The sequence below is a fragment of the Mumia sp. zg.B17 genome, from assembly GCF_019550915.1.
Taxonomy (GTDB): Bacteria; Actinomycetota; Actinomycetes; order Propionibacteriales; family Nocardioidaceae; genus Mumia.
Window position 1 is genome coordinate 302,935 of the sequence record NZ_JAHWCI010000006.1, and the last position, 22,609, is coordinate 325,543.

22 protein-coding genes are annotated in these 22,609 nt (G+C 71.2%); 4 read left to right on the top strand and 18 right to left on the bottom strand.

Annotated features, from left to right (window positions below; genetic code table 11):
• Nucleotides 1-16 precede the first annotated feature (16 nt).
• On the bottom strand, nucleotides 17-403 hold the full coding sequence (locus KV097_RS09870) for an Rv2175c family DNA-binding protein (RefSeq protein ID WP_220344371.1): 387 nt from the start codon (nucleotides 401-403) through the stop codon (nucleotides 17-19).
• Between the two features lie 135 nt (nucleotides 404-538).
• Between KV097_RS09870 and pknB the strand changes: the two genes are divergently transcribed.
• Both pknB and KV097_RS09880 read left to right on the top strand, forming a co-directional pair.
• A complete protein-coding gene (pknB, locus tag KV097_RS09875) occupies nucleotides 539-2,563 on the top strand; it encodes a Stk1 family PASTA domain-containing Ser/Thr kinase (RefSeq protein WP_308289393.1) in 2,025 nt (674 codons plus the stop codon).
• Nucleotides 2,564-2,615: 52 nt separating this feature from the next.
• Complete coding sequence (locus KV097_RS09880; protein ID WP_308289394.1) at nucleotides 2,616-3,503, top strand: deoxyribonuclease IV; 888 nt, start codon at nucleotides 2,616-2,618, stop codon at nucleotides 3,501-3,503.
• A 241-nt stretch (nucleotides 3,504-3,744) separates the two neighbouring features.
• On the opposite strand, the gene pdxY is transcribed toward KV097_RS09880, so the two are convergent.
• The 6 genes from pdxY to KV097_RS09910 form a co-directional block, all read right to left on the bottom strand.
• Complete coding sequence (gene pdxY / locus KV097_RS09885) at nucleotides 3,745-4,602, bottom strand: pyridoxal kinase PdxY (RefSeq protein WP_220344369.1); 858 nt, start codon at nucleotides 4,600-4,602, stop codon at nucleotides 3,745-3,747.
• An 87-nt stretch (nucleotides 4,603-4,689) separates the two neighbouring features.
• On the bottom strand, nucleotides 4,690-6,027 hold the full coding sequence (locus KV097_RS09890) for a class II 3-deoxy-7-phosphoheptulonate synthase (protein WP_220344737.1): 1,338 nt from the start codon (nucleotides 6,025-6,027) through the stop codon (nucleotides 4,690-4,692).
• Between the two features lie 59 nt (nucleotides 6,028-6,086).
• Nucleotides 6,087-7,112: an ATP-dependent 6-phosphofructokinase gene (locus tag KV097_RS09895; RefSeq protein WP_220344368.1), complete on the bottom strand. Its 1,026-nt coding sequence runs from the start codon at nucleotides 7,110-7,112 to the stop codon at nucleotides 6,087-6,089.
• A gap of 36 nt (nucleotides 7,113-7,148) precedes the next feature.
• The gene (locus KV097_RS09900) at nucleotides 7,149-7,793 is read right to left on the bottom strand and encodes a response regulator transcription factor (RefSeq protein ID WP_220344367.1); all 645 of its coding nucleotides are present in this window, start codon (nucleotides 7,791-7,793) and stop codon (nucleotides 7,149-7,151) included.
• Between the two features lie 10 nt (nucleotides 7,794-7,803).
• A complete protein-coding gene (gene macS / locus KV097_RS09905; RefSeq protein WP_220347037.1) occupies nucleotides 7,804-8,964 on the bottom strand; it encodes a MacS family sensor histidine kinase in 1,161 nt (386 codons plus the stop codon).
• Nucleotides 8,965-8,973: 9 nt separating this feature from the next.
• The gene (locus tag KV097_RS09910) at nucleotides 8,974-9,696 is read right to left on the bottom strand and encodes a 1-acyl-sn-glycerol-3-phosphate acyltransferase (protein ID WP_220344365.1); all 723 of its coding nucleotides are present in this window, start codon (nucleotides 9,694-9,696) and stop codon (nucleotides 8,974-8,976) included.
• Nucleotides 9,697-9,781: 85 nt separating this feature from the next.
• On the opposite strand from KV097_RS09910, the gene KV097_RS09915 reads away from it, so the two are divergent.
• Nucleotides 9,782-10,570, top strand: coding sequence for a carboxylesterase (locus tag KV097_RS09915; protein WP_220344364.1), 789 nt, complete (start codon nucleotides 9,782-9,784; stop codon nucleotides 10,568-10,570).
• Nucleotides 10,567-11,031 carry a hypothetical protein gene (locus KV097_RS09920; RefSeq protein WP_220344363.1) on the top strand — a complete coding sequence of 155 codons (465 nt, stop codon included), beginning with the start codon at nucleotides 10,567-10,569 and terminating at the stop codon, nucleotides 11,029-11,031. The genes KV097_RS09915 and KV097_RS09920 overlap by 4 nt, the downstream gene beginning before the upstream one ends.
• A gap of 4 nt (nucleotides 11,032-11,035) precedes the next feature.
• Here KV097_RS09920 and KV097_RS09925 read toward each other — a convergent pair whose 3' ends face one another.
• The 11 genes from KV097_RS09925 to iolC all read right to left on the bottom strand — a co-directional run bounded on the left by KV097_RS09925 (nucleotide 11,036) and on the right by iolC (nucleotide 22,605).
• Entirely contained in the window at nucleotides 11,036-11,818 is a 783-nt protein-coding gene (locus tag KV097_RS09925; RefSeq protein WP_301021716.1) for a TIM barrel protein, read from the bottom strand.
• Nucleotides 11,815-12,834, bottom strand: coding sequence for a Gfo/Idh/MocA family oxidoreductase (locus tag KV097_RS09930; protein WP_220365780.1), 1,020 nt, complete (start codon nucleotides 12,832-12,834; stop codon nucleotides 11,815-11,817). Before KV097_RS09930 ends, KV097_RS09925 begins: the two co-directional genes overlap by 4 nt.
• Nucleotides 12,834-13,832 carry a Gfo/Idh/MocA family oxidoreductase gene (locus tag KV097_RS09935; RefSeq protein ID WP_255559491.1) on the bottom strand — a complete coding sequence of 333 codons (999 nt, stop codon included), beginning with the start codon at nucleotides 13,830-13,832 and terminating at the stop codon, nucleotides 12,834-12,836. The genes KV097_RS09930 and KV097_RS09935 overlap by 1 nt, the downstream gene beginning before the upstream one ends.
• A gap of 5 nt (nucleotides 13,833-13,837) precedes the next feature.
• Entirely contained in the window at nucleotides 13,838-14,992 is a 1,155-nt protein-coding gene (locus tag KV097_RS09940; protein ID WP_220365782.1) for a Gfo/Idh/MocA family protein, read from the bottom strand.
• Nucleotides 14,989-15,954: an ATP-binding cassette domain-containing protein gene (locus KV097_RS09945; RefSeq protein WP_220344359.1), complete on the bottom strand. Its 966-nt coding sequence runs from the start codon at nucleotides 15,952-15,954 to the stop codon at nucleotides 14,989-14,991. Before KV097_RS09945 ends, KV097_RS09940 begins: the two co-directional genes overlap by 4 nt.
• Nucleotides 15,951-16,988, bottom strand: a complete 1,038-nt coding sequence (locus KV097_RS09950; RefSeq protein WP_220344358.1) for an ABC transporter permease — start codon at nucleotides 16,986-16,988, stop codon at nucleotides 15,951-15,953. The genes KV097_RS09945 and KV097_RS09950 overlap by 4 nt, the downstream gene beginning before the upstream one ends.
• Before the next feature lie 71 nt (nucleotides 16,989-17,059).
• On the bottom strand, nucleotides 17,060-18,019 hold the full coding sequence (locus KV097_RS09955) for a sugar ABC transporter substrate-binding protein (protein ID WP_220344357.1): 960 nt from the start codon (nucleotides 18,017-18,019) through the stop codon (nucleotides 17,060-17,062).
• The gene (gene iolD / locus KV097_RS09960) at nucleotides 18,016-19,938 is read right to left on the bottom strand and encodes a 3D-(3,5/4)-trihydroxycyclohexane-1,2-dione acylhydrolase (decyclizing) (protein ID WP_220365783.1); all 1,923 of its coding nucleotides are present in this window, start codon (nucleotides 19,936-19,938) and stop codon (nucleotides 18,016-18,018) included. The genes KV097_RS09955 and iolD overlap by 4 nt, the downstream gene beginning before the upstream one ends.
• On the bottom strand, nucleotides 19,935-20,795 hold the full coding sequence (gene iolB / locus KV097_RS09965) for a 5-deoxy-glucuronate isomerase (RefSeq protein ID WP_220365784.1): 861 nt from the start codon (nucleotides 20,793-20,795) through the stop codon (nucleotides 19,935-19,937). Before iolB ends, iolD begins: the two co-directional genes overlap by 4 nt.
• Complete coding sequence (locus KV097_RS09970) at nucleotides 20,792-21,688, bottom strand: aldolase (RefSeq protein ID WP_308289395.1); 897 nt, start codon at nucleotides 21,686-21,688, stop codon at nucleotides 20,792-20,794. Before KV097_RS09970 ends, iolB begins: the two co-directional genes overlap by 4 nt.
• Nucleotides 21,685-22,605, bottom strand: a complete 921-nt coding sequence (gene iolC / locus KV097_RS09975) for a 5-dehydro-2-deoxygluconokinase (protein ID WP_220347193.1) — start codon at nucleotides 22,603-22,605, stop codon at nucleotides 21,685-21,687. Before iolC ends, KV097_RS09970 begins: the two co-directional genes overlap by 4 nt.
• Nucleotides 22,606-22,609 lie beyond the last annotated feature (4 nt).

The following is a 22,609-nucleotide window of genomic DNA, read 5'->3' on the forward strand; positions in this document are numbered from 1 at the left end:
CGGTCGGGCGCTTCGCTCAGAAGCCGAGCGCCTGCGCGCGCCGGCGGACCTCACGGCCGCGGCCCTCGCGCAGCGCGTCGACCGGGCGACCCGGCAGCGTGTCGTCGGCGGTGAAGAGCCAGACCGCCGCCTCCTCGTCGGTGAAGCGTGCATCCCCCAGGAGCACCAGCGTGCCGCGAAGCCCTTCGAGCGGGGCGCCGTCGACCAGGAGCAGCGCGGGGACACGCTGCTTCGACGACGACGCCGTGCGCACGGCGAGCAGGTCCCGCTCGCGCACCTTCTGGCGTACGCGGCTCACCGTCGTCTCCAGCGCCGTCGCAGCCTCGTCCAGCGTGAGCCACTCGTCAACGAGCTCGTCGAGCTGTTCGCCCGTCGTCGGGACGGATCCGGTCTCGTCAGCCATGGGTCAAGACTCGCACGACCCGACGGAGTCGCCTCCGCCGGTCGGGGTAGGCGCTCACCTACACTGAGGCGGGGCCGTTCCCCGCGTTGGCCTGCCCGGACCACGATCCGGCCCGCACGCCGTGAGGAGGTGACCGTGACGACACTCGACGACGATCTGCTCGTAGGACGAGTGCTCGACGGTCGCTACCACCTGCGCAAGATCCTCGCCCGCGGCGGCATGGGCACCGTCCTGCTCGCCACCGACACGCGCCTCGACCGTACCGTCGCGGTGAAGGTGATGCAGTCCGGTCCCGACGCCGACGGCTTCACCACGCGCCTCCAGGGCGAGGCACGGGCCGCAGCCCGCCTCAGCCACCCCAACGTCGTCGCGGTGTTCGACCAGGGGGCCGACCTGGGGCTCCTGTACCTCGTCATGGAGTACGTCGCCGGCCACACTCTCCGCGACGTGATCAGCCGCGAGGCCCCGCTGCCCCCTCGCCGCGTGCTCACTCTCGTCGAGCCGCTGCTGCTGGCGCTCTCGGCGGCGCACGACGCACGGATGATCCACCGCGACGTGAAGCCCGAGAACGTCCTCATCACCCCCGACGGACAGCTCAAGGTCGCCGACTTCGGCCTCGCCCGGGCGATCAGCTCTGACTCCCAGGCGACGGGCGGCGTCCTGGTCGGGTCCGTCTCGTACCTCGCCCCCGAGCTCGTCCTCAACGAGGCCGCCGACGCCCGCTGCGACGTCTACGCGGTCGGCGCGATGATGTTCGAGATGCTGACCGGCTCCAAGCCGCACACCGGTGAGACCCCGCTCCAGGTCGCCTACCAGCACGTCCACGCCGACGTCCCCGCGCCGTCGACCCTGGTGGCCGGCATCCCGCCGTACGTCGATGCGCTGGTCGCCCGCGCGACAGCGCGCGACCGCGACCAGCGCTCCGCCGACGCCCGGGTCCTCCTCCACCAGGTGCGCAGAGTCCGGTCCGCGTTGGAGGCTGACGTCGCCGACGACGTCGAGCTCACCCAGGACCTGCGTCTGCACAAGATCGTGATGGCTCCGAGCGACGAGATCCCGCACCACCCGACGGAGGCGATGACGGCCCTCGCGCCCGCCGACGCCGCGCACGACCACTGGGGGCCGCGCGACCCCTCCGCGGACGCGCCGACGACGGTGGCGTCGTACGCCGACGGTGACCACGGCGGCTACGAGGCGACCCGGACCGTCACCCGCGACGCGTCCGGCATCCCCTCAGCGCCCGCGTCTCCCCCGTCGACGCCCCGCGGCGGACCACGGAGCCGGCGCGGGCGACTCCTGCTCGTCGGAGTCCTCCTCGTCGCGCTCCTCGCGGCGGGCGCCGGCTGGTGGTACGGCGTGGCGCGCTACGACTCCGCACCCGACCTCGTCGGGCTGCCGCTCGCCGAGGCGCGCGCCGAGGGAGAGCGCGCGGGCTACGTGGTCGAGACAGGCGGTGACTCCTACAGCGAGACGGTCGCCCGCGGGTCGGTCGTCTCCACCGACCCCGGTCCCGGCGGACGAATCCTTCCCGACGGCACGCTGACGCTCACCGTGTCCAAGGGCAAAGAGCGCTACCCCCTCCCCGACCTCGAAGGCATGTCCGAGAGCGAGGCGGAGCAGGCGCTGGCCGACATCAAGGCCGTCGTCGGTCAGGTGGACCGCAAGTACGACGACTCCGTCGAGCTCGGTGACGTGATCGCCGTCTCGTTGCCGGTCGGACGGATGATCCGGCCCGACACCGAGGTCGACCTGGTGGTGAGCAAGGGACGGCGCCCGGTCAAGGTGACCGACTACACCGGCAAGCCGGTCGACCGGGCTCAGCAGGAGCTTGAGAAGGCGGGCTTCGAGGTCGAGGTCACGCGGGTCAACGACGACGAGGTCCCCAAGGACGAGGTCATGAGTCAGGACCCCTCGGGCGGCACGGCCTACAAGGGCGACACTGTCACGCTCACGGTCTCCGACGGTCGCGAGCCCATCGAGGTCCCCGGCGTGGTCGGCAAGAACGTCGATGACGCGCGGGCCATCCTGGAGGCCGCCGGCTTCGTGGTCGAGGTCGAGAAGGAGCGCATCCACTTCGGGAGCAACCTGGTCTCCCGGCAGTCGCCGGGCGGTGGCGACGAGGCTCCGCCCGGGTCCACGATCATCCTCAGGATCGTTTGACCGGTCCATCGGTCGTCGTACCGTCCGGACGGTACGACCTAAGATGGTCGGCGTGCCGAACCCCTCCCCCTCTGCCCCCGTCACGCACGCCCGCAACCCTCTGGGGGCGCACATCGCCGTCGGAGCCGGGCTCGCCCGAGGTGCGTGGACGACCATGCGCGCCCTCGGGGCCGACACGCTCCAGGTCTTCGCCGGGAACCCGCGTGGATGGGCGGCGTCGGCGGGCAACCCGGGCCAGGACGCCGCGTTCCGCCAGCGGTGCGAGGACGAGGACGTGCCGGCGTTCGTCCACGCGCCGTACCTGGTGAATCTCGGCAGCCCGAACCCCACGACGTACGAGAGGTCGATCGCCGCGGTCGCGCACAACCTCGGACGCACCGCCGCCATCGGGGCGCAGGGTCTGGTCGTCCACACCGGGTCCTGCGTCGACGACGGGGCGTACGACACGGGCCTCAAGCAGGTGCGCGAAGGGCTTCTTCCGCTCCTCGACGCGCTCCCGGATGACGGCCCACGACTGCTCCTCGAGCCCACCGCCGGACAGGGGCGATCGCTCTGCGCCCGGGTCGACGACCTCGAGCCCTATCTCGACATCCTCGAACACCACCCTCGCCTCGGCATCTGCCTCGACACGTGCCACGCCTTCGCGGCCGGCGAGCCGCTCGACGAGCCAGACGGGGTCGCCACAACCCTCGAACGCCTGGTGAAGATCGCCGGGCCGGGTCGGCTGGCGCTGGTCCATGCCAACGACTCGATGGACGTGCGGGGGAGCTTCAAGGACCGGCACGAGCGGATCGGGCAGGGGCACATCGGGACGGAGGCGTTCGCGGCGCTGCTCGCGCACCCGGCGACTGCGGGCGTGCCGTTCGTGCTCGAGACACCGGGGGGCGACGCCGCGACCGCCGAGGATCTCGTCCTGCTCGCCGGGCTCCGCGACCGCTAACTTCCTCCGCCCGCGGGTCACCCTCTCGCAGTCGCGAGTCACCATCTCGCGCCCGCGAGTCACAGTCGAACTCCGGGAACTGACCCACGAACACCAAAGACTGACCCGCTAGCGCAAGAAACTGACCCGCGGGCGGAAGGGGGTGACCCGCGGGCGGAAGGAGGTGACCCGCGGGCGCAAGAAACTGACCCGCGAGCGGAAGAGGGTGACCCGCGAGCGCCAGGGACTGACCCGCGGGCAGTCAGCGAAGGCGCTCGACCGCGAACTCCATCGGCGGGTCGGCGATGACATCCTGCGCGGCCACCACTTCCATCTCCCGCGCCCCGGTACGGCGGGTGTGCTCGAGGATGCCGAAGATCGACGAGGCGACCGTGCCCAGCGCACCGGGCACGTCCATGTCCGACTGCAGGAGGCGGCCGAGGAACATCGACGTCGTCGCGTCGCCGGATCCGGCGACCACGTTCATCTCCAGCTTCGGCGTGGTCACCACGTACGCCCCCGTGTCGTCGACGGCCACCATCGAGATGGTCTTCTCGCTGGGGTCGAACACCTCGACCGAGGTCACGAGCACGATGCGGGGTCCACGCGCGCGCAACGCGTCGACGGCCGCCAGCAGCGCATCGAGGGAGCCGACCTCGGCGCCGGTCAGCAGCTCGAGCTCGAACTGGTTGGGCGTGGTGATGTCGGCCGCGGGGACGATCCGGTCGCGCATCAGCTCCGCGATGCCCGGTCGCACGTAGACGCCGCGTCCGCGGTCGCCGATCACCGGGTCCGCGCAGTAGACGGCACGTGGGCTGGCCGCCTTGACCTGCGCGACGGCATCGAGGATGACCTCGGCGATCTCAGGCGCCCCCTGGTAGCCGGAGAGGACCGCGTCGAGGGAGGGGAACACTCCCCGCTCGGCGACACCGGTGATGACGTCGGCGACCTGGGACGCCTCGAAGACGGTGCCACGCCAGACGCCGTAGCCGGAGTGGTTGGAGAACGCGACCGTGTTGACCGGCCATGTATCGACGCCGAGGCGCTGGAGCGGGAAGACGGCCGAGCTGTTGCCTGCGTGGCCGTACGCGACGGAGGACTGGATCGAGAGCACCTGCACGAAGCACAGCGTACGACCTGTCGAGCCGACGGGCGGTGCCGACCGACTCTCCACCGACGAGGCCGGGCGGCCTGCGGCGTACGGAAGTCAGCGTGCGCGCAGCATCTCCGCGACGAGGAACGCCAGCTCGAGGGACTGGGCACGGTTGAGGCGCGGGTCGCAGAGCGTCTCGTAACGGTGCGTGAGGTCTGCCGCGACGAGCTTGCCGCCACCACCGACGCACTCGGTCACGTCGTCACCGGTGAGCTCGACGTGGACGCCGCCCGGCCAGGTCCCGAGCGCCCGGTGCACCTCGAAGAAGCCGCGCACCTCGTCGATCACGTCGTCGAACTCGCGCGTCTTGTAGCCGTTGTCCGTGGCGAAGGTGTTGCCGTGCATCGGGTCGCTGATCCACGCGACCTGGACGCCGGCGGCGTGGACCTTCTCCACGAGCACGGGCAGCAGGTCGCGGATCCGGTCGGCACCGAAGCGGGTCACGAAGGTCAGCTTGCCGGGGATGTTCTCCGGGTTGAGCTTGTGCGCGTACGCGAGGGCGTCGTCGGGTGACGTCGTCGGGCCGAGCTTGATGCCGACCGGGTTGGCGATCCTGCTGAGGAGCTCGACGTGCGCCCCGTCGAGCTGGCGGGTCCGCTCGCCGATCCACAGGAAGTGCCCGGAGACGTCGTAGAGGTGACCGGTGCGCGAGTCGACGCGGGTGAGCGCCTGCTCGTACTCCAGGAGGAGCGCCTCGTGGGACGAGTAGAAGTCGACGGTGTGGAACTCGTCGGGGTCGACCCCGATCGCGTCCATGAAGGCGAGCGCCTTGTCGATCTCGTTGCCGATCGTCTCGTACTTGGTGCCCACCGGGCTGTTGCGGACGAAGTCGGAGTTCCAGGCGTGCATCTTGCGCAGGTCGGCGTAGCCGCCCTGGGTGAAGGCGCGGGCGAGGTTCAGGGTGGCGGCCGACGCGTGGTAGACCTCGAGCAGACGCTGCGGGTCGTGGGCCCGCGCCTCGGGCGTGAACTCGAAGCCGTTGACCGCGTCGCCGCGGTAGGCCGGCAGCGTCACACCGTCGCGGGTCTCGGTGTCGCTCGAGCGCGGCTTGGCGTACTGCCCGGCGATCCTCCCGATCTTGACGACCGGCACGCTCGCGGCATAGGTGAGCACGACGGCCATCGACAGCAGGACGCGCAGCTTGTTGCGGATGTTGTCGGCGTTGACGCCGTCGAAGGTCTCGGCGCAGTCACCACCCTGCAGCACGAACGCCTCACCGCGCGCCACGGCGCCCAGCTTGTCGCGCAGCTGGTCGGCCTCGCCGGCGAACACCAGCGGCGGCATCCCCCGCAGTCGCTGCACCGCGGCGTCACGGGCCGCGGGGTCAGCGTACGTCGGCTGCTGCGCGGGGCCCATGGCGCGCAGGGCTTCGAGGCTCGGGATGCTCACGATCCCAGGGTACGACGCCCCGCCCACGGGGCTCTCCCGGTCCCGGTCGGCGGGACGAGCCGTCAGCCGAGCAGCGCCGCCACCTCGGCATACCGCTCGGGCGACACGGTCTTGAGCTGCCCCACCGCGTCGGCCAGCGGAACCCGGGTGATGTCGTCACCCCGCAGGGCGACCATCGAGCCCCATGCCCCGTCGACGACCGCCTCGACGGCGTGAAGTCCGTAGCGGGTCCCGAGGCTGCGGTCGTACGCCGTCGGCGTGCCGCCGCGCTGCACGTGCCCGAGCACCGCGGCCCGGGTGCTGGGGTCTTGCGCCCGCGCGAACTCGGCGGCCAGCCAGTCACCGACGCCACCGAGCTGGGTGTGTCCGAACGCATCGGTGCCGGCGTTGGCGAGCACCTCGGCACCATCCTCGGGGACCGCACCCTCAGCGACGACGACGATGGGAGCACGTCCCCTCGCGACGACGCGGGCGCACCGCTCGAGGACATCGTCGACGACGACCGGCTGCTCCGGGATCAGGATGTCGTCGGCGCCACCGGCGAGACCGGCGCGCAGCGCGATCCAGCCCGCGTGCCGTCCCATCACCTCGAGGACGATCGGACGGTGGTGGGACTCGGCGGTGGTGCGAAGCCGGTCCACGGCCTCGGTCGCGATCACGACGGCGGTGTCGTGACCGAGCGTGATGTCGGTCGCGGAGAGGTCGTTGTCGATCGTCTTGGGCACTCCGACGACGGCGACGCCCTCGTCGGCGAGGGCGTGCGCCACCCCCAGGGTGTCCTCGCCCCCGATCGCGATGAGCGCGTCGCAGCCGGCGGAGTCGAGTCCTGCGCGCACCCTCGCGATCCCGTCGTCCATGGCGACCGGGTTCGTGCGCGAGGATCCGAGCATCGTGCCGCCGCGGTCGAGCAGGTCGGCGACGTCGTCCCAGCCGAGCGGGCGGGTGTCGACGTCGATCGGCCCCCGCCAGCCGTCACGGAAGCCGACGATCTCCATCGACGACTCCGACCGGGCACGGCCGACGATCGCTCTGAGGGCCGCGTTGAGACCGGGGCAGTCTCCGCCACCGGTCAGCACTCCGACTCGCATGTGACTCCCCTTCCAGCGTCAGCGGCGGTGTGGTGGCTACTCGTCGAGCCCGCGCTCGATCGCGTAGCGGACCAGCTCGACCCGGTTGTGCAGCTGGAGCTTGCGCAAGGTGTTCTGGACGTGGTTCTGGACCGTACGGTGGCTCAGCACCAGGCGTTCGGCGATCTGCTTGTAGGTCAGACCCTTGGCGACGAGGCGCAGCACCTCGGTCTCCCGCTCGGTCAGGCGGGGCGCGTCCGGCTCGTCGGTCGGGGGTGCCTCCGACAGCCGGCGGTACTCGCCGAGCACGAGGCCCGCGAGCCCGGGCGTGAAGACCGATTCTCCACGAGCCACCGCCTGGACCGCGTCCAGCAGCGCCTCGCGTGACGCCGACTTGACGAGGTAGCCGCTCGCACCGGCCTTCACGGCGTCGAGGACGTCCTGCTGCTCGCCGGAGGCGCTCAGGACGAGGACCTTGGTGTCGAGCCCGCGCTGGGTCAGCGTCGCGGTCACCTCGACGCCGTCGGGAGCGGGGATGTTGAGGTCAAGCAGGAGGACCTCCGGCCGCGTGGCGAGCACCCGGTTGATCGCGTCGACGCCGTTGGCCGCGGTCGCGACCACGTCGAGGCCTGCCTCGGTCAGATCACGCGCGACGCCCTCCCGCCACAACGGGTGGTCGTCCACAACCATCACTCGCACCATGGGCCGCACCCTATCGCGCGCCTGTGGGCCACGACACACGCGTCAGGGGTACGGAGAGCTCCCACTCGCACCCCTGTCCGCCGGTGTCGACGAGGTCAGCGCTCCCGCCCAGGTCACGCAGACGTCCCTTGATCGACGTGGCGACACCCATCCGGCCCTCGGCCTCCGCCTCCTCCAGCCGTCCTGACGGGATCCCGGGTCCGTCGTCGCGCACGCTCACGACCACCCGGTCGCCGACGGTCTCGAGCAGGATCCACGTGGACGGCTCCGGCCCGCCGTGGAGCGTGGTGTTGGCGCGGCACGCCCGGATGGCAGCGACCAGCTCCTCGACGACCTCCGCCGGAAGCATGACCGGACGGCTCGGCGTCGCGACGCTCACCCGCGGCTCCGCCAGCGTGTCGAGGGCACGGCCCAGGTCGATCATCTGACCGTCGGTCGTCGGCTCGTCGCGTCCCCGGGACTGGATGAGACTCCGCAGCGCCAGCTCCTGCTCCCCCGCCAGACGCCCCAGCTCGGCGGCCTCGCCTCCGATCTCGTTGCCGCGTCGCTGGACCAGCGCGAGGATCTGGAGAACGCCGTCGTGCACCGCGCGACCGAGCCGCTCGCGCTCGCTGGCCATCGCCGCCGCACGCTCGGCCTCGACCCTGCGCACCGCCGAGACCCTCAGGGCGTGGGCGCAGAAGCCGACGAGCATAGAGGCGAGGACCATCAGGAAGATGTTGCCGACGGTGGACGAGTTGACCGTCGGACGCATGGTGACGTCGACGGTCTGCACGATGGCGGTGGCGAGCAGCCCTCCCGTGACCCCCCAGCGCACCGCCCAGCACACGACGACGGTGGTCACCCAGTAGGTGGTGAGGGTGAACGTGTGCTCGGCGAGCATCTCGGGCGTGTGGACGTACTGCGTCGAACGCAGGAGCGCCAGGGTGACCACCATGTCGACGATGAAGACCCACGTCGCGCGGTGGCGGGGCTCGTACAGCCACGTGACCACGCCCGACCAGATGACCATCACGCCGATGAGCAACCACGCTGCGACAGGATGCTCGAAGTCGCGCCAACGGGCGGCGTTGACGCCGACGGCGTAGACCAGCGTCACGGCCCGCAGGACGGTGAGGACACGGTAGAACTGGTCGTCGACCTGCTGCGCAGCGCGCGTCACGCGGTCCATGCTCGCGGCCTACGACGCCTTCGGGAGCTCGCGGGGCGGAGCGTCCGAGAGCGACTCGGGCCCTGGCCTGCGAGAGCGGGATGCGTACGTGTCGACGTACTCCTGGCCCGAGAGCCGCATGATCTCGTACATGATCTCGTCGGTGACCGCCCGAAGGATGTAGCGGTCGTCGGCCATGCCCTCGTAGCGGCTGAAGTCGAGCGGCTCGCCGAACCGTACGGTCGGCCGCGTGTAGCGGCCGAAGACCTTGCCGGGGGGTGCGACGACGTTGGTGCCCCGCACTGCCACCGGGACGACGGTCACCCCGGACTCGAGCGCCAGCCGGGCGACGCCGGTGCGCCCGCGGTAGAGGCGGCCGTCGGGCGACCTCGTGCCCTCGGGATAGATCCCGCACACCTCGCCCTTGCGCAGCAGACGGAGCTGGGTGCGCAGAGCGCCCTCGGATGCACGTCCACCGGTCCGGTCGATGGGGACCTGACCGGTGGACGAGAAGAACGTCTTCTGGAACCACCCCTTGATGCCGGGGGTGGTGAAGTATTCCGCCTTGGCGACGAAGGTGACACGCCGCGGGACGACGAGCGGCATGAACAGCCAGTCGCTGTAGGAGAGGTGGTTGCTCGCGATGATCACCGGGCCCTCAGCGGGGACGTTCTCGGCCCCGGAGGCCTCAGGCCGGAACACGAGCCGCAGCAGCGGACCGAGGAACACGAACTTGAGTAGCCAGTAGGTCACATCATCCCCTCCTTGATCAGCGAAAGCGTACAGCGCCTGACACCCTCTGCTGTACGGACGGGCGGCACTGGGCGAAGATGGGCTCATGGCCGACTCCCCTGCGCTGCACCCCCTCGCGCACCCGCTCGTCGCCGACGGAGGACCGACCGGCGTGCTGCTGCTCCACGGCTTCACCGGCTCGCCGGCGTCGATGGCTCCCTGGGGACGCCACCTTGCCGACCGGGGCTTCACCGTGCGGGTCCCCCGTCTTCCCGGCCACGGCACCACCTGGCAGGAGCTGAACCGCACCCGCTGGGACGACTGGTACGCAGAGGCCGACCGGACCCTGTCGGAGCTGCGTGGACGCTGCGAGCACGTTGCGGTCGCCGGGCTGTCGATGGGCGGCGCCCTCGCGCTTCGGCTCGCCGAGCAGCGACCCGACGACCTGGACGCCGTCGTGCTGGTCAACCCGGCCGTCACCATCGCCGACCGCCGGCTGGCCGCGCTCCCGGTGGTGCGTCACCTGGTGCCGTCGCTGGCCGGCATCGGCAACGACATCAAGAAGAGCGGCGTCGAGGAGTCCGGGTACGACCGGACCCCGCTCCACGCGCTGTGGTCGCAGACGCGGCTGTGGGCCGACGTCCGCGCCAACCTCCACAAGGTCTCGCAGCCGCTGCTGATGTTCCGGTCGGCCGAGGACCACGTCGTGGACCCGTCGTCGGGTCGCCTCATCCTCGCGGGGGTCTCCTCTGCGGTGGCGGTCGAGGTCGTCCTCACCGACAGCTACCACGTCGCCACGCTCGACAACGACGCCGAGCGCATCTGGTCGGAGTCGGCCGACTTCATCGCCCGGCACACCGCCGGCACAACGCTGGAGGGTGACCCGGCCCTGTGAGCGGCGCGACCTCCGACGACGAGGAGTTCGAGCGGATCGTCGCAGGCCTCGAGCTCTCGATGCCCGACCTCGACCCGCCTGCCGAGGAGCGTCCGACGTCCGATCCACATGACGCAACAGGCACCTCCGATCCCCGCGACGTCCTCGAACCCCAGGGCGTCTTCCAGCCGCGCTGGTCCGACCCGGTCCCCGACGAGGACGACGACGCGTGGGACGAGGAGGAGTTCGTCCCACCCGAGCCCGAGCCGATGCCGCGAGGTGACCTGTGGACCAGGGTGGCGTGGGGCGGCCTGGTCGGAGGGCCGTTGCTGCTCTTCGCCCTCGCCGTGATCGGCGCGCCGGTGCCGGGCATCATCCCCGGCGTCGCGGTGGTCGCCTTCGTGGTGGCTCTGGTGTTCCTGCTCGTCCGCCGAGGAGACCACGACCGGGGAGACGACCCCGACCACGGCGCGGTCCTCTGAGAGGTCAGTGCTCGACCGTGAACGCGTCGCGGAAGCGCTCGAGCGCGAGGTCGGAGTCAACCGAGGCCCACGCCTCCAGGGCGACGACCCCGTCGTACCCGGCCGCCGCGAGCTCACGGGCGACGTAGGACCACCGGATCTCGCCGGTGCCGGGCTCGCATCGTCCCGGAACGTCGGCGACCTGCACCTCACCGAGGTACGGGATCGATCGCCGTACGAGATCGACGAGGTTCCCCTCGCCGATCTGGGCGTGGTAGAGATCCAGGTTCATCCGGAGGTGCGGGCTGCCCACCTCCCGGACGAGCGCAAGGGTGTCGGTGGCGCGTGCGAACGGCGTCCCCGGGTGATCGACCTCGGTGTTGAGGTTCTCGAGGACGTAGGTCACGCCCTCCCCCTCGGCCAGCGCAGCGAGCCGCTCGAGGGTCCGCCGGGCGGCGAGCCACATGCCGCCCGTGACGTGCTCGACCGGCCGGACCGGGAGGCCACCGTCGCCCAGGCCGGTGCCATGGACGTTGAGGGTAGGGCAGCCGATCTCGTGCGCGAACCGGATCGACGCTGCCGCGGTCCGAAGGAGGGCGTCGGCTCCCTCGGGCGTGGTCAGGTCGCCGTGCAGGTAGCCGGTCATCGAGGTGAACCGTGCGCCGGTGGCGGCGAGCGTCGCGGCGTCCTTGTCGGTCCAGCCCCAGATCTCGACGGCGAAGCCGGCGTCGTGGATCCTCCTCACGCGTTCGAGGTGCGGCAGGTCGAGATGGACCATCTCGGCGCAGGCCGCAAGGGTGAACGTCACGCCAGGACTCCTGGGTCAACCTCGGCCCGGCCTCCGGAGCGGATCGAGGCGATGCATGCCTCGGCGATCGCGAGCGCGGCGCGGGCGTCCGCGCCGGTGACCTCGGGGGCCCGGCGCTCCTGGACGGCGGCGACCAGCTCGGCGAGCTCGGCGGCGTAGGCGTCACCCAGCAGCGCGACGTCGCTGCGGGCGGTGGCAGCACGTCGCCCGGACGCATCGTGCAGCCGCATGGACGAGGCCGCCGCGTCGCCGGCGGTCACCATCCCCGCGGAGCCCAGGACCTCCGCCCGTACGTCATAGCCGTAGGCCGCAGCAAAGCTGGCCTCCGCAGTGCCGATGGCGCCGTTGTCGTAGCGGATGACCACGACCGCCGAGTCCAGCAGCCCGGACGACTTCAGCCGGGGCGCGACGAGGGCGTCGGCGGTGGCGAGGACATCGACCGCACGAGCACCCGGATTGAGCCAGTTGAGCATGTCGAAGTCATGGATCAACGTCTGGGTGAAGATCGTCCACGGAGGCACGGCAGCAGGGTCGGGCGGTCCTTCCCCGGCGTCGCGGGTCAGCGAGCGGAGCATCCGCACCTGGCCGATGGCGCCGTCGACGACCGCGTCGTGAGCCGCGCGGAAGTCCCGGGCGAAGCGCCGGTTGAAGCCGACCTGGAACACCACGCCTGCAGCCGAGGCCGCCGCCACACCGGCGTCGATCTCGGCGATCGTCATGCCCGCCGGCTTCTCGCAGAACACGTGCTTGCCAGCCTCTGCCGCCGCGACCACCAGTGCCGAGTGCGCAGTCGAAGAGGCGGTGATGACGACCGCGTCGATGTCGTCGGCGGCTGTCACCGCCTCAGCGGTGGTCTCCCCGCGGGCTCCCAGCGGTTGCGCGAGCGCCGCCGCGACACCCGGTCGCGGGTCGGCCACGGCGACGAGATCGGCTCCGTGCACCCTCCGGACCAACGTCTCGGCGTGGGCAGCACCGATACGACCCGCGCCGATCAGCCCGATGCGCACCCCGTTCATCAGTCTGCCCGCCGGGGGTAGAGGTCAGGACGCGGGACCGGCGTGACGGCCTGCCGCACGCCGCTCGTCAACGCGGTGACGCCGGCCTCGGCGACGAGGTTCGCGAGGTAGCCGTCCCAGGCGGTCGGCCCGTCGACGCCGCCGGCTCGCGCGGCTCGGGTCCACGCTGACAGCTCGATTCGGTAGGCGTCGGCGAAGTGGACGACGAAGTCGCTCGCGACCACGATTCCTTCCACCCCGGCGATCCGGGTGCTGACGTCGGCGCCGCGCGTCAGCGCCGCGGTCCCGCTCGTGCCGACGACCTCGCACCGCACGTCGTAGCCGTAGCCGGCGTTGACGAACACCTCGACCGTCGCGAGTGTCCCTCCGGCCATCTCCAGCGTCGCCAGCTGGGGGTCGGGCAGGCCGTCCTTGACCGGCGACTCGACCCGGATGCCGACGACCTCGTCGTCGAGCAACCACGGGACGGTGTCGAGCTCGTGGATCATCGACCCGGTGACGATGCCGGGTCCGGTGGCGCTCGTGGCGCTGGAGGCGTTGCGGTGCACGTTGTGGACCACCCTCACCTCGCCCAGCGCACCCGAGGACACGGTCGCCTTGAGGCGGTTGTAGCCGGGGTCGTACCGACGCATGAATCCCACCTGGACCAGCCGGCGTCCGGCCGACACCTCGGCGTCGACGACGCCGAGCGCCTCCTCGGAGGTGACCGCGAGCGGCTTCTCGCACAGCACCGGCTTGCCCGCGGTGATGCAGGCCAGGACCAGGTCGGCGTGGGTCGCATCCGGGGAGGCGACCACCACGGCGTCCACCTCGTCGGAGGCGATCAGGTCCTCGGCGGACCGCGCCGCGACACCCCCGGCCGCCGCGGCGACCTGCTCGGCACGGTCGGTGTCGCGGTCGTAGACCTGGGTGACGGCAACGCCCGGGACCGTCGTGGTGAGGGTACGGACGTGGTCGGCGCCCATCGCCCCCGCACCCACCACGCCGACCCGCAGCATGCCCGTCACAGCGCCACCCACCGTCGCTCGACGATCGAGGCACGCATCGCCTCGACGATCTCGGCAGCGACGACCGCATCGTCGATCGTCGCGCCACGCGGCGTGCCGGTGGCGATCGACTCGACGAGCCGGAGGGCCTCGACGACCTTCAGGTCGTCGTACCCCATCGCGATCCCCGCCCCGGGCTGGAACGCGGACACGACGCCGTCCTCCGGTCCGACGAACACCGTCGCGTACGAGGCGTCCTGGTAGTCCTGGTCGAGGCAGACGCGCAGCTCGCCCATCCGGCGGAAGTCCCACGCCAGCGCACCACGCTCGCCGTGCACCTCGATCCCGTACGAGCACTGCTCGCCGACGGAGGTCCTCCCCGCCTCGAGCACGCCCCGCGACCCGTCGGCGAAGCGCAGCAGCGCGGAGACGTAGTCCTCGTTCTCGACCTCCTGCAGCGGTCCCTGACCACCGCGGGAGAAGTGCGACGCAGCACCGACAGCCGCCGGACGCCGAGGGATGAAGCGACCGTCGTCGGCGACCAGCTCGCCGATCTCCCCGACCACGTGACGGGCGAGGTCGACCGCATGGCTCACGAGGTCACCGAGCACACCGCTGCCGGCCAGGTCCTGGCGGAACCGCCAGGTCAGCGCCCCGGCGGGGTGCGCGGCGTAGTCGGAGAGGAACCGGACGGTCGTGTGGGTCACCGCGCCGATCCGGCCCGAGGCCACCAGCTCCCGTGCGCGCTGGACAGCGGGCGCGTTGCGGTAGTTGAACCCGACGGTCGCCTGGACGCCCGCCTCTCGGGCCGCGGCAGCGATCTCGCGCGTCTCGACCGCGGTCCGCCCGGCCGGCTTCTCCACCCACAGGTGCTTGCCGGCCCGAGCCGCCGCGACGGCGACATCTCGGTGGACGTGGTTGGGTCCGGTCACCGAGACGACGTCCACGTCGTCGCGGGCGACCAGGTCGTGCCAGTCCTCCACGAGCACCTCGGCACCGTACGCCCTGGCGGCCCGCCCGAGCCGGTCGTCGGGGGCAGGATCGGCTGCGGCGACCACCCGGACGCGCCGGGGTAGGTCGGCGAAGTGGTGGGCCAGGCGGCTGACGGCTCGCGCGTGGACCTCGCCCATCCAGCCGAACCCGACGATCCCGAGCCGGAGCTCGTCGGTCATGGGCGCGGGGACGTGCCGTGTCCGGGGGACGTCTCGGTCGTCGCGCCGTGCGACGTCTCGACCGCTGCCTCGACACCGGCGGCGTCTGCGCTCATCTCCTGCGCGATGGGGGAGTCGGCACCCAGGTCGCGGCTCAGCTCGTGGCTGAGCGCCTCCAGCTCGGTGCCACCGGCCATCATCGCGGTGAGCTCGTCGAGCGTCATCTCGGACTTGGGAAAGTCGCCCATGCTGCGTCCGCGGCGCAGCAGCACGAAGCGGTCACCCACGGGGTAGGCGTGGTGCGGGTTGTGCGTGATGAAGACGACGCCGAGGCCCCTCTCGCGAGCCTTGGCGATGTATTTCAGGACGACGCCGGACTGCTTCACCCCGAGCGCGGCGGTGGGCTCGTCGAGGATCAGTACGCGGGCCCCGAAGTGCACCGCGCGGGCGATCGCGACGCACTGCCGCTCTCCGCCTGACAGCGTGCCGATCGGCTGGTCGACGTCACGCAGGTCGATCCCCATGTCGCCGAGCTCGCTCTTGGTGATCCGCTTCATGGCGGGGATGTCGAGCCGCTTGAGCGGACCACGGCCCTTCGTCGGCTCCGAGCCCAGGAAGAAGTTGCGCCACACCGGCATCAGCGGCACGACCGCGAGGTCCTGGTAGACGGTGGCGATGCCGAGGTTGAGAGCCGCGCGAGGGCTGGAGAACTGCCGCGCGATGCCGTCGACGAGCAGCGTCCCCTCGCTGTGCTCGTGGGCGCCGGCGAGGATCTTGATGAACGTCGACTTGCCCGCGCCGTTGTCGCCGAGGACGCAGGTCACCTCACCGGCCTTCACCGTGGTCGAGACGTCGCTGAGCGCGATGATGTTGCCGTAGCGCTTGCCGATGTCACGGACCTCGACGATCGTCGTCCCGCGAGGCGGCGGAGCGCTGGTGCTGACGTCGTCGCTGGTGGCCTCGTCCCTGCTCGCTGTGCTCATCGCGCGTTCTCCGCCCTCTTGCGAACCCAGTTGTTGATCAGGCAGGCCCCCAGGAGCATCACGCCGAGGACTGCCTTGAGCCAGTTGCTGTCCCACCCCGAGTACGGGATGCCCTGGTTCACCATCCCGTAGATCAGCGCGCCGAGGGCGGCGCCGATCGCCGAGCCGTACCCGCCGGTCAGCAGACACCCGCCGACGACCGCGCAGATGATGTAGATGAACTCCTGGCCGATGCCGGTGTTGCTCTGGACCGTCGAGGTACGGAACAGCACGAGCATCCCGACCAGCCACCCTGCGAAGGCCGTGGTCATGAAGAGACCGATCTTGGTCCGGAAGACGGGCACGCCGACCTGTCGCGAGGCGGTCTGCGCACCGCCCACGGCAAAGATCCAGTTGCCCGCGCGGGTCCTCATCAGCACCCACGAGGCGATGATCGTGACGGCGATCCACCAGAAGACCGAGACGTGGATGGTGGCGCCGCCGACAGTGACGGTCGATCCGAAGATCTTGTGAGGCTGGTCGTAGAAGGGGACGTTGGACATCCCCTGGATGGCGACCTGGCCGATGATGAGCTTGACGAGGGCGAGGTCGATGCCCTGGAGCACGAAGAACGTGCCGAGCGTGACGATGAAGCTCGGCAGGCCCGTCTTCATCACCATGAAGCCGTTGAGCGCGCCGACCGCGAGCGCGAGGGCCAACGCGACCAGGATCGCGACCCAGATGTTGAGGCCCCAGTGCGTGGTGAGAACCCCGACCGTCAGTCCGGTGAAGCCGGTCATGACGCCGGCGGAGAGGTCGAACTCGCCGCCGATCATGAGCAGCGCGACGGCTACCGCCATGATCCCGATCGTCGAGGAGGTCTGGAGCCACGTGCTGGCCCCGGCGGGAGTGGCGAACGTCTCCGTGGTGAGGGCGAAGAAGAGGAACACCGCGAGCGCGGCGATCAGTGCGCCGATCTCCGGGCGCTTGAGGAGTCGCGCGACCGGTCCCGTCGCTGCGACCCGCTCGTCTGGTTGTGCGGTAGCCGTTGCCATCGTCGTTCTCCTGTCACGGTGGCTGAGAGGGGTGGTGGGGCCTCGTTTTCACGAGGCCCCACCAGGCGTTGTCAGCGCGTGCCGTTCTTCGCGAACTGGAGCACGTCGTCGGCATTCTCCTGCGTGACGAACGCAGGTCCCGAGTTGACCGGCTGGCCACCACCGAGGTCGTTGCCGTTGAGGTCCTTGAGGTACAGGGTGGTCACCCCGAGGTAGCCCTGGACGTACGGCTGCTGGTCGACGGCGAAGAGGATCTTGCCGTCCTGGATGTTGGTGATGACGTCCTCGGACAGGTCGAACGTCGCGACCTTCGCGCCACTGCCTGACTGCTCGACCGCTGCGACCGCGTCGATCGCGTACTGCCCACCGAGGGTCAGCACACCGTCGACGGCGGAGTCCGCCTGGAGCTTGGAGGTGATGCTCGCCTGGACGGCCGCGTCGTCGGTGCCGTCGACCTGGAGGTTCTCGACCTTGCCGCCGAGCGTCTCGTTGACGGCCTTGCACCGCTCCTCGAGACCGACGTTGCCGGCCTCCTGGATCACGCACACGACGTTCTTGAGGCCCTCGGACTTGAGCCGCTCCCCCACGGCCTTGCCGGCGATGGCCTCGCTCTGACCGATGTGGGTGATCGCGCCGAACTCCTGGAACCGGTCGACGCCGGAGTTGATCGTGACGACCGGGATACCGGCGCTGACGGCTCCCTTGATGGCCGTCTCCAGGCCGTCGGGGTTGGCCATGGAGACGACGATGCCGTCGACCTTGTCGGCGACCGCGCCGTCGATCTTCTGCGCCTGGCCGGCCGGGTCGGGATCGCTCTCGTAGCGGACGGTGACTCCGTAGTCGTCCGCGGCCTGCTCGCCCCCGGACTTCACCCGGTCCCAGAAAGCGTCGCCCGAGCTGGAGTGCGTGATGACGGCGTAGGTGAAGTCCTTCTTGTTGTCTGACGCGCCGTCGTCCTGGCCCGTACCGCTGCACGCGGTCAGCGTCAGCGCTGACGCCGCGACGACTCCGAGGAGCCTGAGTTTGTTCATGACTGGCGATCTCCTTGCTGTTCTGTGATGGTCCCGAGATGGTGGCGCTGGGCCGCCTTGTGCTGCTCGTACGTGGTTCGGGCGGCCCGGGTCGTGTCGAGGGTCGACACCTCCGAGACGGGGACGTCCCACCAGGCCGGACTGTCCGGCGCCGGGACGAGCGGATCGGTCTCGACGTGGATCACGGTCGTACGCTCCGACGCCTTCGCGCTGCGCAGCGCCGCCCTGAGGTCGTCGAGGCCCTTGGCCACGATCACGTCGGCCCCCAGCGACGCGGCGTTGGCGGCCAGGTCGACCGGAAGACGCTCGCCGTCGAGGCCGGTAGGCGTCCGATAGCGGTACCGCGTGCCGAAGCGCTGCGAGCCGAGCGACTCCGACAGCGCACCGATCGAGGCGAAGCCGTGGTTCTGTACGAGCACGACGATGATCTTGACATCCTCCGCGACCGCAGTGACCAGCTCGGTCCCCATCATGAGGTACGAGCCGTCCCCGACCATCACCACCACGTCGCGCGGATCACCGGTGTCGTCGGCCGCCAGCTTCACCCCGAGACCGCCCGCGATCTCGTATCCCATGCACGAGAAGCCGTACTCCACGTGGTAGCCCTTGCGGTCGCGCGTACGCCACAGCTTGTGGAGGTCACCCGGCATGGACCCCGCCGCGCACACCACCACGTCGCGCGGGTCGGTGCCGTCGTTGACAGCGCCGATCACGGCCGACTGCGCGAGCAACGGCTCGTTCTCGACCGCGTACGCCGCCTGGACGACGGCATCCCACGCGCGGGCGCGCTCCGTCGCCTCGCTGGTGTGCTCCGCCGGCGCCCGCCACCCCTCCAGCGCGACCCCGAGCGCCTCCAGACCGGCGCGGGCATCGGCGACGAGCGCGAGCCCGGACTGCTTGTGAGCGTCGACGCTCGCCACGTTGAGGTTCACGAAGCGCACCTCGGGACGCGCGAACACCGTCCGGGAGGCCGTGGTGAAGTCGCTCCACCGGGTGCCGACCCCGATGACGACGTCGGCCTCGTTGGCGAGAGCGTCGGCGGCATCGCTCCCGGTCGCACCGATCGCCCCGACGGCCTGCGGGTGGTCGTACGGCAGGGACCCCTTGCCCGCCTGGGTCTCGGCGACCGGGATGCCGGTGGCCTCCGCGAAGTGGCGGAGCGCACCGTCGGCACCGGAGTAGATGACGCCGCCGCCGGCGACGAGCAGCGGTCGCCGCGCCGACCGGACGAGGGCGGCGGCCCGCTCGACGGCCGCGGCCTCCGGCACCGGCCGGGCGACATGCCACACCCGCCGGTCGAACAGCGCCTCGGGCCAGTCGTACGCCTCGGCCTGGACGTCCTGGGGCAGGCAGAGCGTGACCGCTCCGGTGTCGGCGGGGTCGGTGAGGACCCGCATCGCGGCCAGCAGCGCGGACGGGAGCTGCTCGGGGCGCTCGATGCGGTCCCAGTAGCGCGAGACCGGGCGGAGTGCGTCGTTGACCGACGCCGTCATGCTGGCCGGGTCCTCGAGCTCCTGGAGGACAGGGTTGGCGACCCGGGTCGCGAACACGTCGCCCGGGAGCAGCAGCACCGGCAGTCGGTTGATCGTGGCGAGCGCCGCACCGGTGACCATGTTCGTCGAGCCCGGCCCGACCGACGCCGTCACCGCGAACGCGGCCAGCCGGTCGCGCTGGCGGGCGTAGGCGACGCTCGCGTGGACCATCGCCTGCTCGTTGCGGCCCTGGAGGTAGCGCAACCGTCCCGGGTCGTCCGACAGCTCCCGCTCGAGCAGAGCCTCCCCGATGCCGGCGACGTTGCCGTGCCCGAAGATGCCCCAGCACCCTGCGAAGAAGGCGTTCTCGGCACCGTCGCGTTCGACGTGCTGCACCTCCAGGAAACGGACGACGGCCTGGGCGACGGTCAGTCGGGTCGTGGTCATCGGGGTCCTCCCATCGGGAGCCGGGGATCGACCGGCTGCGTCGTCCACGTGTCGCGCACCCAGGCGTGCTGGGGATCATCGCTGATGAGCCACGCCCGCTCGTGACCGGGGCCCGCCATCACGTTGAGGTAGTAGAGGTCGTAGCCGGGTGCCGCCATCGACGGGCCGTGCCAGCCGTACGGGATGAGGACCGCGTCGCCCGAGCGCACCTCGGCGAGGACGTCGATGTCCGCACCGTCGTGCCCGTACACGCGCTGGTAGCCGAAACCCGCCCCGTGCGGGCCGTCGGCGACCTCGAAGTAGTAGATCTCTTCCAGCGCACTCTCACCGTCCCCGTCCTCGTCGTGCTTGTGCGGCGGGTAGGACGACCAGTTGCCTCCTGGAGTGAGCACCTCGCACACGATCAGCCTGTCGGCCTCGAAGGTGCCCGGCAGGCAGAGGTTGTGGACCTGTCGGCTGGCGTGGCCCGCGCCGCGCAGCTCGAGGGGCACGTCGACCGCCGGTTGGTGCCGGAACGCGAGAGTACGGTCGCACCGCGCCGAGGCCAGCGCGAACCGGCCGCCCTCCTCGCTCACGACCTCGAAGTCCGCCCCCCGAGGCACGTACACGAAGTCGCTCGGTCCGGTGAAGACGTCGGGCCGTCCGGCGACGACGTGCACCTGGTCCCCGCAACGGACCCGGCAGGAGCCCGACAGCGACAGCACGAGGACCTCGGTGTCGTCGGTGGCGGCGCCGTACGACTCGCCTGCGGCCAGCCGCAGCACCCGCAGCCCGCTGAACTCCCACCCCGCCACCTCCGGCGTGACCTCGAGGGCGGTCGAGCCTTCGGCAGCGCTGTGCAGCACATGACGGCTCATCGGGCGATCATCTCCACCGTCGCGTCCACGGCGGCCTCCACGTCGCCGTCGGGGGGATAGAGGAGCGAGCGACCCACGACCATCCCGCGCACCTGCGGGCTGGTCAGAGCCTTGGACCAGGCTGCGAACTGAGCCCCCTGGTCGGCCGACACCTCGCCGCCGAGGAGCACCACCGGCAGCGTGGTCGCGGCGAGGACCGACTCCATGTCGTCGACGACCGGGAGCTTCAGCCACGTCCGCGCGGAGGTCCCGCCGAGACCCGCGGCGACCGAGGCCGCGCGCACCACAGCCTCGGTCGTGAGGTCGTTGCGGACCCGGCCCCGGTCGTCTCGGTGGGAGATGAACGGCTCGACCATCGCCGCGAGCCCGTGGGCGGCGAGGTCGTCGACCGCACGTGCGCAGGCTTCCATCGTCCGCACGGTAGCGGGGTCCGTCGGGTCGATGCGCAGCAGCATCTTGCCACCCTGGAGACCTGCCCGGTCGATCGCCGCAGCCTCGTACCCGGTGAAGCGGTCGTCGATCTCGAAGCTCGTGCCGGCGAGACCGCCGCGGTTCATCGACCCGAGCACCACCTTGCCCTCGAGAGCGCCCAGGAGGAGCAGGTCGTCGACGAGGTCGGCGGTGCCGAGGAATCCGTCCACACCAGGACGGTCGAGCGCCCTCACGATCCGGTCCAGCAGGCGGGCCCGGTCCCCCATGGCCAGCGGCTCGTCTCCGGCGCGCAGTGCACCGCGGGCAGGGTGGTCGGCAGCGACGAGCAGGAGCCGCCCGGTCTGGCCGGTCAAGCCCTCCGGTCGCCTCCGGCCGCGGGCGAGCCGCGCGATCCGGTCGGGGTCGCGGACCCGCGCGTCGACGAGGTCGGCGACGGTGGCGTCGGTCACGCGCGCGATCACGCGGCTCGTCCGAGCATCGTCGTCACCTGGTCGACGTCCGGCATCGCATCGGCACACGCGAGCTGACCGGCGACGTACGCGCCGGCGGCGTTGGCGAACTCCAGCGTCCGGCGCAGGTCCCAGCCCGCCAGCAACCCGTGGCAGAGGGCGCCACCGAAGGCGTCACCGGCCCCCAGTCCGTTGACGACGTCCACGGCGACCGGCGGCACCACCACGTGCTCGCGCCGGTCCGACCCGAGCACGCCGGCCGGGCCCTGCTTGACGACGGCCAGGTCCACCCCGGCGTCGCGCAGAGCCTTCGCCGCGGACTCGGGGTCGGACTCGCCGACCGCGACCTGACACTCCTCGCGGTTGCCGACGGCCACCGTGACGTACGGCAGCGCTCGCGCCACCTGCGCGGTCGCCTCCGCGGCCGACGACCAGAACATCGACCGGTAGTCCAGGTCGAGGACGGTGACGCCGCGCCTGCCTCGTGCCTCGAGCGCGGCCAGGGTCGCTTCCCGGCTCGGCTCCTCGGCGAGACCGGTGCCGGTGACCCAGAAGACATCAGCCGCACGCACCGCGTCCAGGTCGAGCTCGTCGGCGCGGATCTGCAGGTCGGGCGCGGTGGGGAGGCGGTAGAAGTAGAGCGGGAAGTCGTCCGGCGGGAAGATCTCGCAGAACGTGACCGGGGTCTGCAGGCCCGCCACGGCCGTCACGAACCGGTCGTCGACGCCGAAGCCGTCGAGCGCGCGGTGGACGAACCGGCCGAAGGGGTCCTCGCCGGTGCGGGTGATCACCGCCGCCCGGCGCCCGAGCCGGGATGCAGCGACGGCGACGTTGGTCGGGCTTCCGCCGAGGAACTTGGCGAACGACGTCACCTCGTCGAGACCGACCCCGATCTGCTCCGGATAGACGTCGACACCGACCCGGCCCATCGTG